Source organism: Kitasatospora cheerisanensis KCTC 2395 (genome assembly GCF_000696185.1).
GTDB lineage: Bacteria > Actinomycetota > Actinomycetes > Streptomycetales > Streptomycetaceae > Kitasatospora > Kitasatospora cheerisanensis.
The window spans coordinates 5,777,582-5,793,642 of record NZ_KK853997.1 but is presented as its reverse complement, the minus strand read 5'-3'; the positions used below and the strand labels follow the sequence as shown (position 1 = coordinate 5,793,642).

Below are 16,061 nucleotides of genomic sequence, written 5' to 3'. Positions count from 1 at the left end.
CGTCGGCCCGCCCGCCTGCTGCGAGACTCGGTGCCATGGAACAACTTCTCGGCAACACCCCCGGCACCCCCGGCAGTCTGGAGTGGCTGGCGGAGGCGTACGCGTACCCGTCGGACGGCCCGTGGCTGCGGGCGAACATGGTGGCGTCGCTGGACGGCGCGGCCCGGCTGGACGGTCTCTCGGACGGCCTGTCCAGCGAGGCGGACAAGCGGATCTTCGGGGTGCTGCGCGCGCTGTGCGACGTGGTGCTGGTGGGTGCGGAGACGGTGCGGGCGGAGGGGTACCGGCCGGGTCGGGCGCGGGCGGAGTTCGCCGAGCGGCGGCGGGCCGCGGGCCAGCTCCCGGCACCGGTGATCGCGGTGGTGACGCGGAGCCTGGACCTGGACCTCTCGGCACCGCTGTTCGCGTCCCCGCTGGTGCCGACGGTGGTGATCACCACGGAGGACGCGCCGTCGGAGAAGCTCGCCCGGACCGCCGCGGCAGCCGATGTGATCACCGCAGGAACGGGGTCGGTGGACCTCCCCCGGGCGGTGGCGGCGCTCACGGAGCGTGGTTGGCACCGCCAGCTCTCGGAGGGCGGTCCCCGCTTGCTCGGCCAGCTCGCGGCGGACGGTCTGCTGGACGAGTTGTGCCTCTCGCTGGCCCCGTTGGTGACAGCGGGTGATTCACCGAGGATCGTGAACGGGCCGCAAATCGCGGACGTCCGGCGGATGCGGCTGGTGTCATTGATCGAGGAGAAAGGTTTCCTCTTCACCCGCTATCTGCGGTCGACCGATCCGGACCGCTCCCCGAGCGACCCCGCCCTCACCTGAGCCACTTCCTGACCGATGTGGATCATGTGTTCCGTGTGGCGCGTGTGCAGCGTGAGGAATCCTTCCTCCGGGCACTATGAAGGAGGGGCTGAGGAAACCGGACCCGGGGGCCCGTACCAGCGAAGGGACTCACGTGTTCAAGACCGTACTGATGATCGAAAAGGCACTGTCCGACGCCGACGTGGAACTGGTCACCACCCTCCACGGCGAGGAGCAGGTGTCTTTCGTCGTCCTGATGCAACCGCGCGGCAAGCAGGACGAACTGCTGCGCGCCCTGGACGATGTGGCCCTCGGCCATCTTGACCAGGCGGTGCACGAGCGCGAGGAACCGGCCGACACGGCCCCGACCCTGGCCGGGGAGTCCCTCGAACACAGCCTGCGGCACCTGCGGCGGGCGGGGGCGGAGGCGGTCGGCGAGGTGGTCGAGCAGCAGCCGCTGGTGCGGCTGCGCGAGGTGGTGGAGGAGAACCGGGCCGACGAGGTGCTGGTGCTGACCTCGCCGCACTTCGTCGAGGAGTTCTTCCACCGCGACTGGGCCTCCCGTGCCCGGCACGAGGTCGGCGTCCCGGTGCTCAAGCTGTTCGCCAGCGAATCCTGACCGCCCTGCCGATTAGGGCAGAATCGTCCCGTGAACCGTGGAGCTACAGGGTTCACGGGACGACCTCTTCCGCCTCCTCTACTGCCAGTACGGAGCCAGCCTTGAACGACGCCGCGCACGACCTGCACGCCCCGCACTTCATCGGCATCGGCGGCGCCGGCATGTCCGGCCTGGCGAAGATCCTCGCGGTGCGCGGCGCCGCGGTGTCGGGCAGCGACGCCAAGGAGTCGGAGACCGTGCGGGCGCTGCGCGAGCTGGGCGCGACGGTGTTCGTCGGGCACGCCGCCGAGCACCTGCCGGCCGGCACCAGCAGCGTGGTGGTCTCCAGCGCGATCCGCGCCGACAACCCGGAGCTGGTCGCCGCCCGGCAGCGCGGCGTCCCGGTGGTGCACCGCTCGGACGCGCTGGCGGCGCTGATGGGCGGCCGCCGGGCGCTCGCGGTGGCGGGCACCCACGGCAAGACCACCACCACCTCGATGCTGGCGGTCAGCCTGGGCGAGCTGGGCCTGGAGCCCTCGTACGCGATCGGCGGCGACCTGGACGCGCCCGGGTCGAACGCGCACCACGGGGCGGGCGAGATCTTCGTCGCGGAGGCCGACGAGAGCGACCGCAGCTTCCACAAGTACGCGCCCGAGGTGGCGATCGTGCTGAACGTGGAGCTGGACCACCACGCCAACTACGCGTCGATGGAGGAGATCTACGAGTCCTTCGAGACCTTCGTCGGCCGGATCGTCCCCGGCGGCACCCTGGTGGTCTCGGCCGACCACGAGGGCGCCCGCGAGCTGACCCGCCGGGTCGCCGGCCGGGACGGCCTGAACGTGGTGACGGTCGGCGCCGCCGAGGACGCCGACGTCCGGGTGCTGTCGGTGGCCGCGCGCGGCATGACCAGCGAGGTGACGGTCGAACTGGGCGGCGAGCGGCTGACGTTCACCGTCTCGGTGCCGGGCCGGCACTACGCGCACAACGCGGTGGCGGCGCTGGCCGCGGGCGTCGCGCTGGGCGTTCCGGCGGACGGGCTGGCGAAGGCGCTCGGCGCGTACACCGGCGTCCGGCGGCGGCTGCAGCTGAAGGGCGAGGCCCGCGGCGTGCAGGTGATCGACTCGTACGCGCACCACCCGACCGAGATGGCCGCCGACCTGGAGGCGATCCGCGAGGCCGCGGGCGCCGGCCGGGTGCTGGTGGTGTTCCAGCCACACCTGTTCTCCCGCACCCAGCAGCTGGCCGAGGAGATGGGGCAGGCGCTGGCGCTGGCCGACGCCTCGGTGGTGCTGGACATCTACCCGGCCCGCGAGGACCCGATCCCGGGCGTCACCGCCGAGCTGATCATCGACGCGGCCCGCCGGGCCGGCGCGGACGTCCGGGCCGAGCACGAGTTCGCCGCCGCCCCCGCCGTGCTGGCCGGCCTGGCCCGCCCCGGCGACCTGGTGCTGACCATGGGCGCGGGCGACGTCACCAACCTGGGCCCGGAAATTCTGGCCGCCCTGGCGGACGTTGCACCTGCTGTCTGAGTCCGACGGCGAGCCCTGGAGAGCACCGTGAGCTACGAGGTCCAGAAGTCCGACGCCGAGTGGAAGGCCGAGCTGTCCCCCGAGGAGTACCACGTGCTCCGCGAAGCCGGCACCGAGCGCCCCTTCGTCGGCGAGTACACCGACACCAAGACCGTCGGCGTGTACAGCTGTCGGGCGTGCGGCGCCGAACTGTTCAGCAGCGAGACGAAGTTCGACTCGCACTGCGGCTGGCCGTCGTACTACGCGCCGCTGGCCGGCGACTCGGTGGAGTACCTGGAGGACAGCACGCTCGGCATGCGCCGGGTCGAGGTCCGCTGCAAGAAGTGCGGCAGCCACCTCGGGCACGTGTTCGAGGGCGAGGGCTACGACACGCCGACGGACCAGCGGTACTGCATCAACTCGATCTCGCTGCGCCTGAAGCCCGCCGAGTAGGGCGCGCCCACGCCCGCCCCCGTGGAAGACTGAACGCTCTGGTTCGGTCTGGACGTGGGTGGGGCGGGCGTGGCGCGGCGGCGGTCTTCCGGAGTGTGGTCGGTACTGGCGGAGGCGCAGCGTGCACAGCACCAGCGCGCGGAGGCCCAGCGGAAGGCCGCGGCCGCACAACAGCGGGACTACGAACGGGCGCAGCGCGAGGCGCAGCGGGCCGCGGCGCGGGGTGAGCGCGAGGCGCTGAAGGCGTACCAGCAGCAGCGGGACGCGGACGCGGCCCGGCGGACGGCCGAACTGGACGACCGGGTGGCCGAGTTGCGCGGCGTGCTGGCGGCGGGGCTGGCCGGTCCGGGGTTCTCGCTGACGGAGCAGAGCCGGGGCGGGCAGGGCGCCGTTCCGCCGTTCGACCCGGGCCCGTTGGGTGAGCCGGTGCCGATGCCCGATCAGAACTGGTACCTGGTGCCGCCGTTGACGGGCCCCCAGGCCTACCAGCCGGCCGCGCGCCGCCAGTGGGAGGAGCAGGCCGCGCACGCCCGGGCCAGGTTCGAGTACGACTGGCAGGCGGCGTGGGCGGCCGAGCAGCAGCGGCAGCGTCAACTCGCCGACTACCGGGCCCAGTACGACGCGTGGGCGGCCGAGCGGCACCGGCTGCTGGCCGGGCAATCGACCCAGGCGGGGATGCTCGCGCAGCGGCTGCGGGCCGGCGAAGCGGCAGCGGTCGCCGAGTACTTCGAGGCGGTGATCGACTGGCGGGAGGACTGGCCGGACGGCTTCCCCACCGACGGCGAGACCTCCTGGGACGCGGACACCCGCCGGTTGGTGGTCCGCTGGGAGCTGCCGCCGTACGAGGTGGTGCCGACGGTCGGAAGGTACCGCTACGTCCGCTCCGACGACCGGGAGGACGAGGTGGCCCGGCCGGCCACCCAGCGCAAGGAGATCTACCGCGAGGTGCTGGCGCAGTGCGCGCTGCGAGTGCTGGCGGAGGTGTTCCGCGCCGACACCGGCCGGACGATCGCCACGGTCGGGCTGAACGGCGTGGTGGTGGCCCCGGATCCGGCGACCGGCCAGGAGGGCGACCGCTGCCTGCTGGCGGTGGAGGTGGACCGGGAGACCTTCGCAGGGCTGGCCCTGGACCGGGTCGCCCCGCTGGAATGCTTCCTGGAGGCGCTCGGCGGCCGGATCTCCGCCCGGCCGGAGAAGGCCGACACCGTGGCCGAGATCCCGGCCGCCGCGACCTCCGCCGGGGACGGCGAGGAGCCGGACCTGTTCGCCATGGACCCGATCGAGTTCGAGAAGCTGATCGCCGAACTGTTCCGCCGCCGCGGCTTCCGGACCAGCACCACGGCCCGCAGCGGCGACGAGGGCGTGGACGTGCTCGCCGAGGACCCGGACCCGATCACCGGCGGGAAGATCGTCATCCAGGCCAAGCGCTACCGGCACACCGTCTCCCCCAGCGCCGTCCGCGACCTGGAGTCCACCATGCGCCGCCAGGGCGCGAACCGCGGCATCCTGGTCACCACCTCGGGCTTCGGGCCCGGCTCGCGCAAGCACGCGGAGGGGCAGCCGCTCACCCTGGTCGACGGGCCGATGCTGCTCACCCTGCTCCGCGAGCACGGCCTGCCGGGCCGGCTGGGGCCGGGCACGATCCCGGCCCAGCGGGCCTCCGGGCCGGCCGCCGCGGAGTTGACGCCCGGTCAGAACACCGCGCTGCCCGACGGCGAGGTGCGGATGCGGTTCCGGGCCGGCGGCGCGGACGCCGATCTGACGCTGCTGCTGCTCGGCTCCGACGGGAAGGTGCGCACCGACGAGGACTTCGTCTTCTACCACCAGCCGACCGCGGCGAACGGAGCCGTCGTCCTGGAGCCCGGCGACGGCAGCGCCGTCGTCCACCCCGGCCGCCTCCCCGCCGCCGTTCACCGGATCGCGGTGTCGGTGAACCTCGACACCGACTCCGACGCCACCTGCGCGGACCTGGTCGATCCGGCCGTGGAGCTCGCCGCCGGCCCCGGGCGCTGGGTGTTCCGGCCGCCCGCCGATCCGGCGGTCTCGGCGATGGTGGTCGCGGAGATCTACCGGCACCCGGCCGACGGCTGGAAGCTGCGTGCCATCGGCCAGGGCTGGTCGGACGGCCTGGCGGGGCTGGCCCGCGCGCACGGCGTCGACGTGGAGTGAGGCGGGGCTACAGCGTCCGGCTGTGCTTCCACTCCTCGGCGCAGACGCGGTAGCCGAACCAGTCGTTGATGGCGAGCATCGGCGCGTTGTCCGCGTCGTTGTTGGTGTATGCGGCGAGCAGCCCGCGGGCCTGCGCGCGGTGCAGCGAGTGGGCCTTGGCGAGTTTGGCGAGGCCGCGGCCGCGGTGCGTGGAGGAGGTGGCCGTGAAGGCCGACCAGTAGTGGCGGCCGTCGGTCTGCGCGGCGGAGAACGCGACGGCCCGGCCGCCGTCGAGGGCCACCATGGTGAGGGTGTGGTCCTGGTCGGGGCGGTTCCAGATCTCGGCGAGCCAGCTCTCGTAGGACTGGTCCTCCAGCGCGAGGTCGCCGGGTTCGGAGCGGGTGCCGTCGATGTCGACCAGGTAGACGGGGTACGGGTCGTCCAGGAAGTCGGCGGCGGGGCGCAGTTCGATGCCGGGCGGGGTGGGCGGCAGCGGCGGCAGCGGGGTGGTGAGGTCGCGGCCGGCGAACTGGGCGCGGCGGCCCTTGCGGTAGCCGCGGGCGGCGGCGAAGGCGAGTGCCTCGGGGGTGCCGTCCGCCCAGCCGTGGACCTCGCGGGTGCCGAGGGCGGCGAGTTCGCGTTCGGCGGCGGCGACCAGGGCGGTGCCGATGCCGGCGCCGCGGTGCGCGGGCAGCACGCTGACGTTCAGGAAGCCCTGGTGCGGGGTGGTGCTCTCGGTGACCGGGCCGAACCTCGCGGAGCCGACGACCTGTCCGGCGCGTTCGGCGACCAGCAGGTGGTAGTGCGGCAGGCCGGCGAGCCAGTTGGTCACTTCGGGCGTGACGACCAGGTGCGGCCGGCCGGCCCGGTAGGCCTCGGCGGCCCCGGCGGCGTCCTCGGGGGTGAACGGGCGGATGTGGTACGGCGTCGCAGTCATAGGCATGTCACGTTAGCCAGTCGTTCGCCTGCGCGCCGCTGAATTTCCCCCCACCTGCGGGCCGGTTCGTTCAGTGGGTGGGAAACCTCAAGTTCAGCTCTGAGTTTCCGGTGTCCCGCTTGGCATCGGCTCCGCCCGGATACACCCTCGGCAAGGGGGAGCCGGGGCCGTCGAATGGCCCGGCGGAAAGGGGTGGAATATGTCTTCGCACGCAATTCCGCGGCTGGGCACGGGGCTGGGCTGGCGCCCCGAGATCGACACCGTCGTGGAGCGGCTGCCCGGTCTGGACTGGGTGGAGGTGGTCGCCGAGAACGTCTGCGCGGACCATCTGCCGCCCTCGCTGGCCGAGTTGAGGTCCCGGGGCGTCACGGTCGTCCCGCACGGCGTCTCGCTCGGCCTGGGCGGCGCCGCCGAGCCCGACCCGGCCCGGCTGGCCCGGCTGGCCGCGGTGACGGAGGCGCTCGGGGCGCCGCTGGTCAGCGAGCACCTGGCGTTCGTCCGGGCGGGCGGCCTGGAGGCGGGCCACCTGCTGCCGGTGCCGCGGACCCGGGAGGCGCTGCGGGTGGTGGCCGCGAACGTGCGGATCGCCCAGCGGGAGCTGCCGGCGCCGCTGGCGCTGGAGAACATCGCCGCCCAGCTGGCCTGGCCGGGCGACGAGTTGACGGAGGCCCAGTTCCTCGCCGAGCTGGTCGAGCGGACCGGCGTGCGCCTGCTGGTGGACGTCGCCAACCTGCACACCGGCCGGGTCAACCTGGGCGTCGACCCGGCCGCCGAACTCGACCGGCTGCCGCTGGACGCGCTCGCCTACGTGCACGTCGCGGGCGGCGTGGAGCGCGACGGCGTCTGGCACGACACCCACACCCACCCCGTCACCGCCCCCGTGCTGGAGGTGCTCGCCGCGCTGTGCGAACGCACCGACCCGCCGGGGGTGCTGCTGGAGCGCGACGGCGCCTACCCGCCGCCCGCCGAACTGTCCGCCGAACTCGACGCGATCCGCCGGGTGCACCGCACGGCCCGCGTCCACCGGGAGGAGAACGCCCGTGTCCGAGCTTGACGAATACCTGATCCGCGACCGTGCCGACGCCGAACTCGCGCTGGCCCGCCGGCACCTGGCCGCCCGTCAGGAGGAGCTGCTGACCGCCCTGGTGGCCGGCGGCCCCGCCCCGGCCGGCTTCGACCCGGCGCAGCTGCGCACCCAGTCCGAGGGGCTGCTCGCCAAGCGGCGGGAGACCGTCGGCCACCTGATGCCGGAGCTGCCGGAGCTGCTCGGCGCGGACTTCGCGCCGCTGTTCCGCCGCTACGCCGCCGGCCGGCCGCTCACCGGCGGCCTCCGGGCCGACGCCCGCGCCTTCGCCGACTGGGCGCTGGACGCCGCGCCGGCCGCGCCCTGGCACCCGGCGCTGCGCCGCCTGCTGCGCCCGGCCGCGAGCCGGTGGGGCCGGCTGCTGCCGCGCCGCACCGCCCGGGCCCACCCGTAACCACCGCACCGCCGAACGAAAGGACGCACGGGGGAATGTGGAACACGCAGTTCGTTGTCGCACTGGTCCTGGTCGCGCTGGCCATGACCGTCGCCACCGTCTTCGACCGGCGCTGCCGCCGGGTCACCGATCCGCAGGGCCTGCCGGGCCGCGGCATGCCGCTGCTGGACGCCGCGTTCCTGGCCGGCGGTCCGGCCCGCGCGGTGGACACCGCGCTGCTGCGGATGGAGCGCGAGGGCCGGGTGGTGGTCTCCCGGGCGCACCGGGTGACGGTCACCGACCCGGCGCCGCGCGACCCGGTCGAGACGGTGCTGGTCACCGCCGTCGGCGGCCGTGCGGGGCGGGACCTGTCGGTGCTGCGGGCCGCCGTGCCGGGCAGCCCGGAGGTGCAGCGGATCGGTGACGCGCTGGCCGCCCGCGGCCTGCTGCGCCGGCCGGACGCGCTCCGGGCGGCGTGGCGGGCCCGCCGGCTGGTGGTGGTCGCGCTGCTGGTGACGCTGGTGCTCGGGACGGTCGCCACCGTCCGGTGGCGGCCCGGGCCGGGCGTGGGCGCCGGGGTTCCGCCGTTCCTGGCTTTCGGGGCGCTGGCCGTGGTCGCCGCGGTGCACCTCCTGGTGGCCCGGCCGCCGAAGGCCCGGATCACGCCGGCCGGCGAGCGCCAGTTGCAGCTGGTGCGCGGCAGCAGCCCGTGGCAGCCGCGCGGCCTCGACCGCCGGCACGCCGCCCTGGTCGGGGCGTTCGCCCTGGACGGGCCCGCGGCGCTGACGGCGTCCGAGGACCGGCCGCTGCGCGAGGCGTTCGGCGGCGGCGCGGCGGTGCGGCCGTCGCTGGTGAAGGCGGGCCGGTCGTCGCGGTCCTCGCGGTCGGGCAGCGAGTCGGACGCCGGGGCGGTGGCCGCGAGCGGGGCGTGGTGCGGGAGCGCCGGCTCCTCGTGCGGCTCGTCCAGCTCCCCGGGCGGCTCCGGCGGGCACTCGGGCGGGCACTCCGGTGGCCACTCGGGCGGGCACTCCTGCGGGGGCTCCTCGCACTCCGGTGGGGGCTCCTCGCACTCCTGCGGGTCGTCGCACTCGTGCGGTTCGTCCAGTTCGTGCGGTTCGAGCTGCGGCGGCGGTGGGTGCGGTTCCTGAGAAACAGCTTTGTCACAGTTCGGTATCGCGGCCGGGGGATCCGTTCCGTTTGCCGCGGGGACGGGACTAGAACAAGCAGCATGTGGGTGTTGCTGCTGATCCCGACCTGTGCCGCCGCGGTGCTGTCCTGTCTGCGCCTGGTGCGGGTCGCCGCGATCGCCGACGCTCTCGCCGACCACCTGCCGGCCGACGCCCGGCCGTCCGGGATCGGCCTGTACGAGACGGCGTACCTGGCGGGAGGCCCGGCCCGGGTGGTCGATCTGGCGCTGGTCCGGATGGCCGGGCTGGGCCGGCTGCACCTGGCGCACACGGGGTGGACCACGGTGGTCGACCCGCAGGGGCGGAGCCGGCTGGAGCGGGCGCTGATCTCCGCGATCGGCCCCGAGGGCCAGTGCCGCACCGCCCAGTTGAAGGCGGCGCTGGCCGCCCACCCCACCGTCCGGGACATCGGCGACCGGCTGGCGCTGGCCGGGCTGGCCACGCCGGCGGTGGTCCGGGACCGGGCGCTGCGGGCGATCCGGCACGTGCGGTACGCGCTGCTGTGGGCGGCGGCGATGCTGCTGCTGACGGTGGTGCTGAACGCCGACGGGGAGTCCGCCCGGACGGCCCTCGCCTGGTACGCGCTGCCGCTGGTGCTGACCGGCGGCACGCTGCTGATGGCCCGGGTCGACGTGCACGCCTACACCGCCTGGGCGGCCCCGGCCGGCCAGCGGCTGCTGGGCGCCATGCGCTGGCCGCACGTCTGCCTGGCCGGCACCGCCGACGACCTGCTGACCGCCGTCGCGATCCGCGGCGCCGAGGCGGTCCAGGACCCGCGGCTGCGGGCGGCGCTCGGCCGGCGCTGAGGCCCTCCCCCCGGGGGCCGACCGGGCGGACTTCCGGCGCCGCCCCAGCGCGTCGTACACGAAGGATGCCCGGCGGCCCGCAGACTCCTCGGCATGACTCGTCTCCGCACCGCCGCCGCGGCGGTCCTCGCCCTGTCCCTGGCCGGTCTGCTGGCGCCCGCCCCGGCGGTCGCCGTCGAACGGCCCCGGCAGCACCCGCGGTCCGCGCCGGACCAGCGGCTCACCCCGGCCGAGCGCCAGGTCAACGCCTTCTTCGCGCAGTACCGCGAGGACGTCCTGAACGGGGACCTCGACGGGGCCCGCCAGGTCCGCGAGCAGTACCTGACCGCGGACCTGAACGCCCGGCTCGACCAGTGGGCCGCCGAGAACGACGCCGACCCGGTGTTCCGGGCGCAGAACGTGCCGACCGGCTGGAGCGTCACGCAGGGCGACAGCGGCGCCGGGCACACCACGGTGCTGCTCACCGAGCAGTGGGACGACGGCTCCACCGTCCCGGTCGACTACCGGCTGCGGCTGCCCGACCTGACCATCGACGACCTGGAGAACGCCCCGGCGTGACGGGGCCCGGACGGCCGACAGCCGCCGCCGTGGGCACGGCGGCGGCTGTCGGGGCGGCTCAGAACAGTCCGGCGACCAGGTCGCCGACCGACTTGCGGCGGCCGGTGAAGAACGGCACCTCCTCGCGCACGTGCAGCCGGGCGCGGGACGGGCGCAGGTCGCGCATCAGGTCGACGATGCGGTGCAGCTCGTCGGCCTCGAAGGCCAGCAGCCACTCGTAGTCGCCGAGCGCGAACGAGGCCACCGTGTTGGCGCGCACGTCCGGGTAGCCGCGGGCCATCTGCCCGTGCTCGGACAGCATCGCCCGGCGCTCCTCGTCGGGGAGCAGGTACCACTCGTAGGAGCGGACGAACGGGTAGACGCAGACGTACTCGCGGGCCCGCTCGTCGGCGAGGAACGCCGGGATGTGCGACTTGTTGAACTCGGCGGGGCGGTGCAGCGCCATGTTCGACCAGACCGGCTCCATGCGGCGGCCGAGCTCGGTGCGGCGGAAGCGGTTGTACGCCTCCTGCAGGTCGTCCGAGGACTCGGCGTGCCACCAGATCAGCAGGTCGGCGTCGGCGCGCAGACCGGACACGTCGTAGGTGCCGCGGATCACCACGTCCTTGGCGTTGAGCTGCTCGAAGAGGGCGTCCACCTCGGCGACGAGGGCGGTGCGGTCCTCGGGGAGACCGTCCTTGAGCTTGAACACCGACCACATGGTGTAGCGGATGACCTGGTTGAGGTCACGGGCCTTCTTCTTCACGGGCTGCTCAGTGCTTTCGGTCATGAGCCCATTGTCCCTTCTGTACGGGGTGGTTCAGGCGACGGGGTGGACGGCGTCGGCGGCCCGGCGGGCGCTCGCGACGACCGCGGGGATGCCGACGCCGTCGTAGGCGGCGCCGCAGGCGGCGATCGCGCCGAGTCCGTCCAGCCGGGCGCGGATCCGGGCGACCCGGTCGAGGTGGCCGACCGGGTACTGCGGGAGGCCGTCGGTCCAGCGGGTGACGGCGTGGTCGTACGGGGTGGCGCTCAGGCCGACCGCGGCGCCCAGGTCGGCGAGCGAGCGGGCGACGAGTTCGGCGTCGTCCAGCTGGAGCGCGGCGGCCTCGCGGTGCCGGCCGAGCGAGGTGCGCAGCAGGAAGGCGTCGGGGGCGGAGCGCTCCAGCCAGCCCCACTTGTTGCTGGAGAAGGTGGACGCCTTGATGTGCCGCCGGTCCACCGGCGGCACCAGGAAGCCGCTGCCGGTGAGCGGGCTGTCCGCCAGGTCGGCGCGCCGGAACGCCAGGGTGACCAGCGCCATCGACGCGTACTCGACCTCCCGCAGCTCGGCCGCGGCGGCGGGCGCGTCGGCCGCCAGCAGCGCGGCGGCCTGCGGCGCGGGGACGGCCAGCACCACGGCGTCGGCGTGCAGCTGCCGCCCGGCGGTGCCGACCTGCCAGCCGTCGGCGGTGCGGCGCAGCGCCTCCGCGGGGTGGCCGGTGAGCAGTTCGGCGCCGTGCGCGCGGTCGTACGCGGCGATCGCCCCGGGGAAGGTGCCGAGCCCGCCGCGCAGGCCCTGGAAGGCCGGGCCGGTGGCGGTCGCCGCGGCGGTCCGCTCGTGGACGGCCTCGACCAGCGAGCCGCCGCCCCGAGCCAGTGCCAGCAGCTGCGGGACGGCGGCACGGATCGAGATCTCGTCGGCGTGGCCGGCGTACACGCCGCCGAGCAGCGGCTCGACCAGCCGGTCGACGACCTCGCGGCCGAGCCGGGCCGCGACGTAGGAGCCGATCGCGGCGTCGTCGCCGATCTCGGCGGGCTGCTCGTTCGCGGCCCGCTCCAGGCCCTCCGGGGTGAGCACCCCGGACGCCTTGAGGGCGTCCAGGTCGCCGGGGACGCCCATCAGCTGGCCGCCCGGCATCGGGCGCAGGCCCTCGCGGGTCCAGATCGACGCCTTGGCGGTGGTCGGCGGCTCCAACTGCTCGCCGAGGCCGACCTTCCGGGCCAGTTCGACGGCCTCGGGACGCCGCGCGAGCATCGACTCCGCGCCCAGGTCGACCCGGACGCCGCCGACTTCGCCGCCGAGCAGTTTGCCGCCGAAGCGGTCGGACGCCTCCAGCACGGTGACCCGCACCGGCCGGTCACTGAGGAAGGCGGCCGCGGCCAGGCCCGCGATGCCGCCACCGATCACCACGACGTGAGGTTTCGCCATGTCCCGAAGTCTCGCAGCCCTTATCCCGGATCCCGAAACGGCCCGCTCCGCCCGTCCCGGCCGCCGAGACCGGTGCGAGGCCGAGGCGTGATCGTTCCGGTACCGCCCGGGCGGGTCCGGTTCGCGGGTCCGCGCGTCACAGTGCCGAGGGGCGGGCGAGCGGCCCGCCGTCGAACACGGGGAGGGGACGGGCATGGGAGTACGCGTGCGCAGAGCGGGGGTGGCGGGCGCGGTGGCGGCGGTGCTGCTGCTGGCCGGGTGCAGCGAGGGCGGCCGCAGCGCCTCCGCGTCCAAGGCGGACAATGCGGCCGCACCGGCGGTGGCGCCGCCCGCCGGCGGCGCGAAGGCGGCGGGCACCCCGGGGGCGGGCGGCGCGGGGCCGGCGGCGCGGCGGCGACGCCGGGGCCGGGGCGACCGGGCAGCCGACGAGCCGTCAGATCGCCTACCAGGCCCGGATGACCGTCAAGGTGAACGCCCTGGAGCCCGCCCGCGACAAGGCCGTCGACCTGGTCGGGCAGGCCGGCGGCTACGTGTCGGCCGAGAGCCGGCGCGGCGCGGGCGACGGCGCGCAGGCCACCCTGACGCTGAAGGTGCCGTCCGAGTCGTACCAGCGGACCCTGGACGCGCTCGGCGGCCTCGGCCAGCGCCTCGGCCTGACCAGCCAGGCCGACGACCTGACCGGGCAGATCGCCGACGTGGACAGCCGGGTCAAGTCCATGCGCGCCAGCGTGGACCGGGTCCGGGCGCTGATGGCCGAGGCCAAGACGCTGTCCGAGGTGGTGTCGCTGGAGAGCGAGCTGACCCGCCGCGAGTCCGACCTGGAGGCGCTGGAACGCCAGCAGCAGGAACTGACCGCCCGCACCTCGCTGTCCACCGTGACGCTGGACCTGCTGACGGACGATCAGCGGCCCACCGGCGCCGTGCCGAAGCACAAGGACGGCTTCTGGGCCTCGGTCGGGAAGGCGCTGGCCGGCGGCTGGCACGCCCTGCTCGCGGTCCTCCGCGGCCTGCTGATGGTGCTCGCGGCCGGAGCCCCGTTCCTGCTGGTCCTGGCCCCGCTGGCCTGGCTCCTGCTCCGCTACCGCCGCACCCGCCCGCGCCGGCCCGCCCGCCGGCCCCGCCCCGGCCTGGAGCACCGTCCCGATGCCGCCCCGGCAGCCCCCGGCGTCCGCCCCGGCCGACGGGCCGGACGGGACCGACGGCTGACCGGCCGTCAGGGGCCCGGCCGCGACCGGCCGGGCCCCTGGCGGCGCCGGGTCAGCGGGCGCTGGCCTCGTGGACGAAGGCGACCAGGCGGGTCAGCGCGTCCGGGTCCATGGTCGGCATGACGCCGTGGCCGAGGTTGAAGATGTGGTGGCTGCCGCCGAGCGCCTGGGCGGCGTGCAGCACCTCGCGGGCCTTGGTCTCCACCACGTGGGTGGGGGCGTACAGCACCGCCGGGTCGAGGTTGCCCTGCAGGCCCTTGCCGGGGCCGACCCGGTTGGCGGCCTCGTCCAGCGGGACCCGCCAGTCGACGCCGACGATGTCCGCGCCGGCCTGGCCCATCAGGCCGAGCAGTTCGCCGGTGTTGACGCCGAAGTGGATCCGCGGCACCCCGTACGGCTCGACCGCGTCGAACACCTTGGCGCTGGCGGGCATCACCGAGCGGCGGTACTCGTCGGGCGCGAGCGCGCCGGCCCAGGAGTCGAACAGCTGGATCGCCGAGGCGCCCGCCTCGATCTGGATCTTCAGGAACGTCGAGGTGATCTGCGCGAGCCGGTCGACGAGCTCCGCCCACAGCTCGGGCGCGCCGTACATCATCGCCTTGGTGTTCTCGTACGACTTCGACGGGCCGCCCTCGACCAGGTAGCTGGCCAGCGTGAACGGCGCGCCGGCGAAGCCGATCAGCGGAGTGGCGCCGAGCTCGGCGACCAGCAGGCCGACCGCCTCGGTGATGTACGGCATGTCGTCCGGCTCCAGCGGGCGCAGCCGCTGGAGGTCGTCCTCGGTGCGGATCGGGTCGGCGATGACCGGGCCGACGCCGCCCTTGATCTCGACGTCGATGCCGACCGCCTTGAGCGGGACGACGATGTCGGAGAAGAAGATCGCCGCGTCCACCTTGTGCCGGCGGACCGGCTGCAGGGTGATCTCCTTGACCAGCTCGGGCCGCATGCAGGCGTCGAGCATCGGGATGCCCTCGCGCACCTTCAGGTACTCGGGCAGCGAGCGGCCGGCCTGCCGCATGAACCACACGGGGGTGTGCGGCACCGGCTCGTTGCGGGCGGCGCGCAGGAAGACGGAGTCGTACGCGGCGCCGCGGGGCCGCTGACCGGACTGGGCTGCGGGGGTCTCACTCACGCGTCACATCCTCGCACGCGGCCGCTCCCGTCCCGGCCGCCCACCAGGCAAAACGGACACCTCGGACAGGCGGGGGGCGCACACCGGTCCCGGCCTGGCCGATTTCCGGAATTTCGGCACGCCGGGGGAACGAAAGTGCTCGGATTGCGGGCCCGCGCCGCCTAGGCTTCCGGACATGGCAGCGGTCGGCGGGCAATCCGCACAGGGTGGAGGAACGGGCAGGGAGTCGGCGCCGATCGAGTTCCGCGAGGCGGTCGAGGCGCTGACCGGGGCGCGGCTGCGTCCCGAGGTACGGCTGTCCCCGCAGCCCGCCCCCCGCCGGCTGGCCCCGTACACCTTCGCACTGTCCGCCTCGGTCGAGGTGGACGGCGAGGAACTGGCCGACGGCACCCTGGTGCTGCTGCACGACCCGGACGCGCCGGAGCCCTGGAACGGGGACTTCCGGGTGGTCACCATGACCCGCGCCGAGCTGGAGCCGGAGATGGCCGGCGACCCGCTGCTGTCCGAGGTCGGCTGGAGCTGGCTGACGGACGCGCTGCAGGCGCACGGCGCCCGCTACGCCGAGCCGAGCGGCACGGTGACCAGGTGCCACTCGCAGTACTTCGGGGCGCTGGCCGAACGCGGCGCCTCCACCGAGATCGAGCTGCGCGCCTCCTGGACGCCCGCCGACCGGCGCTTCGAGCGGCACCTGGCGGCCTGGGCCGACCTGCTGTGCGTGTGCGCGGGCCTGCCGCCGGCGGCGCTGCCGGTCGCCGAGTCCGGCGGCCTCGGCGGCGTGGTGCCGATGCCGGCCCGCCGCCGGCCGCGCAACTCGCACTGACGCGCCGTCACGCCCGTCCGTCGTCCGCGCCGCGCTCCGTGCCGCCCCTCTCCGCACCACCGCGCTCCGCGCCGCCGCTCGTACTGCTGTCCGCACCACGCGGCCCGCAGACACCCCGGGGGGACAGTCGCGCGTTCCGGTCCGGCGACCACCCGCAGGGCTGACGGAGTGTGACTTCGTAGGCGCTCCCGGTCAATTACCCGCCCGTTCGTGATCGCCGGCGTGTCGAAAACGATCGAATCCGTGCGATTTCCGGGCACGTCGTACCGGTCATCTGCGCGATTTGTCCGT

14 protein-coding genes and 1 pseudogene are annotated in these 16,061 nt (G+C 74.8%); 11 read left to right on the top strand and 4 right to left on the bottom strand.

Translation table 11 applies throughout. The features are described 5' to 3' along the window. Positions 1-35 precede the first annotated feature (35 nt). The 5 genes from KCH_RS26160 to KCH_RS26140 all read left to right on the top strand — a co-directional run bounded on the left by KCH_RS26160 (position 36) and on the right by KCH_RS26140 (position 5,519). Entirely contained in the window at positions 36-812 is a 777-nt protein-coding gene (locus tag KCH_RS26160; protein ID WP_035866995.1) for a pyrimidine reductase family protein, read from the top strand. Positions 813-945: 133 nt separating this feature from the next. Then, the gene (locus KCH_RS26155; protein ID WP_157032197.1) at positions 946-1,410 is read left to right on the top strand and encodes an indole-3-glycerol phosphate synthase; all 465 of its coding nucleotides are present in this window, start codon (positions 946-948) and stop codon (positions 1,408-1,410) included. A 122-nt stretch (positions 1,411-1,532) separates the two neighbouring features. After that, positions 1,533-2,918, top strand: a complete 1,386-nt coding sequence (murC, locus tag KCH_RS26150) for a UDP-N-acetylmuramate--L-alanine ligase (RefSeq protein ID WP_157032439.1) — start codon at positions 1,533-1,535, stop codon at positions 2,916-2,918. Between the two features lie 27 nt (positions 2,919-2,945). Then, positions 2,946-3,350: a peptide-methionine (R)-S-oxide reductase MsrB gene (gene msrB, locus KCH_RS26145; protein WP_035866990.1), complete on the top strand. Its 405-nt coding sequence runs from the start codon at positions 2,946-2,948 to the stop codon at positions 3,348-3,350. A gap of 93 nt (positions 3,351-3,443) precedes the next feature. After that, positions 3,444-5,519, top strand: coding sequence for a restriction endonuclease (locus tag KCH_RS26140; RefSeq protein WP_051653466.1), 2,076 nt, complete (start codon positions 3,444-3,446; stop codon positions 5,517-5,519). A gap of 7 nt (positions 5,520-5,526) precedes the next feature. Here the strand turns inward: KCH_RS26140 and KCH_RS26135 are convergent, their stop codons facing one another. Next, positions 5,527-6,435, bottom strand: coding sequence for a GNAT family N-acetyltransferase (locus tag KCH_RS26135; protein ID WP_035866984.1), 909 nt, complete (start codon positions 6,433-6,435; stop codon positions 5,527-5,529). Between the two features lie 199 nt (positions 6,436-6,634). Here KCH_RS26135 and KCH_RS26130 point away from each other — a divergent pair. From KCH_RS26130 to KCH_RS26110, 4 genes and pseudogenes are all read left to right on the top strand, one after another. Continuing rightward, a pseudogene (locus KCH_RS26130) lies at positions 6,635-7,913 on the top strand (MbnB/TglH/ChrH family RiPP precursor modification enzyme). Positions 7,914-7,948: 35 nt separating this feature from the next. Further along, a complete protein-coding gene (locus KCH_RS26120) occupies positions 7,949-9,040 on the top strand; it encodes a TIGR04222 domain-containing membrane protein (protein ID WP_035866981.1) in 1,092 nt (363 codons plus the stop codon). A gap of 80 nt (positions 9,041-9,120) precedes the next feature. After that, positions 9,121-9,885, top strand: coding sequence for a TIGR04222 domain-containing membrane protein (locus KCH_RS26115; RefSeq protein WP_035866979.1), 765 nt, complete (start codon positions 9,121-9,123; stop codon positions 9,883-9,885). Positions 9,886-9,978: 93 nt separating this feature from the next. After that, on the top strand, positions 9,979-10,443 hold the full coding sequence (locus KCH_RS26110; protein ID WP_051653465.1) for a hypothetical protein: 465 nt from the start codon (positions 9,979-9,981) through the stop codon (positions 10,441-10,443). 58 nt (positions 10,444-10,501) lie between these two features. Here the strand turns inward: KCH_RS26110 and hemQ are convergent, their stop codons facing one another. Next, positions 10,502-11,212 carry a hydrogen peroxide-dependent heme synthase gene (gene hemQ, locus KCH_RS26105; protein WP_035866977.1) on the bottom strand — a complete coding sequence of 237 codons (711 nt, stop codon included), beginning with the start codon at positions 11,210-11,212 and terminating at the stop codon, positions 10,502-10,504. Positions 11,213-11,242: 30 nt separating this feature from the next. Then, complete coding sequence (hemG, locus tag KCH_RS26100; RefSeq protein WP_035866974.1) at positions 11,243-12,613, bottom strand: protoporphyrinogen oxidase; 1,371 nt, start codon at positions 12,611-12,613, stop codon at positions 11,243-11,245. Between the two features lie 302 nt (positions 12,614-12,915). Here hemG and KCH_RS26095 point away from each other — a divergent pair, with 302 nt between their 5' ends. After that, on the top strand, positions 12,916-13,941 hold the full coding sequence (locus KCH_RS26095; protein WP_084223927.1) for a DUF4349 domain-containing protein: 1,026 nt from the start codon (positions 12,916-12,918) through the stop codon (positions 13,939-13,941). On the opposite strand, the gene hemE is transcribed toward KCH_RS26095, so the two are convergent. Then, positions 13,871-14,950: a uroporphyrinogen decarboxylase gene (gene hemE / locus KCH_RS26090; protein ID WP_035866972.1), complete on the bottom strand. Its 1,080-nt coding sequence runs from the start codon at positions 14,948-14,950 to the stop codon at positions 13,871-13,873. The two genes, KCH_RS26095 and hemE, sit on opposite strands and share 71 nt — an antisense overlap. A 175-nt stretch (positions 14,951-15,125) precedes the next feature. Between hemE and KCH_RS26085 the strand changes: the two genes are divergently transcribed. After that, positions 15,126-15,770, top strand: a complete 645-nt coding sequence (locus tag KCH_RS26085; protein ID WP_035866971.1) for a DUF3000 domain-containing protein — start codon at positions 15,126-15,128, stop codon at positions 15,768-15,770. Positions 15,771-16,061: the final 291 nt, after the last annotated feature.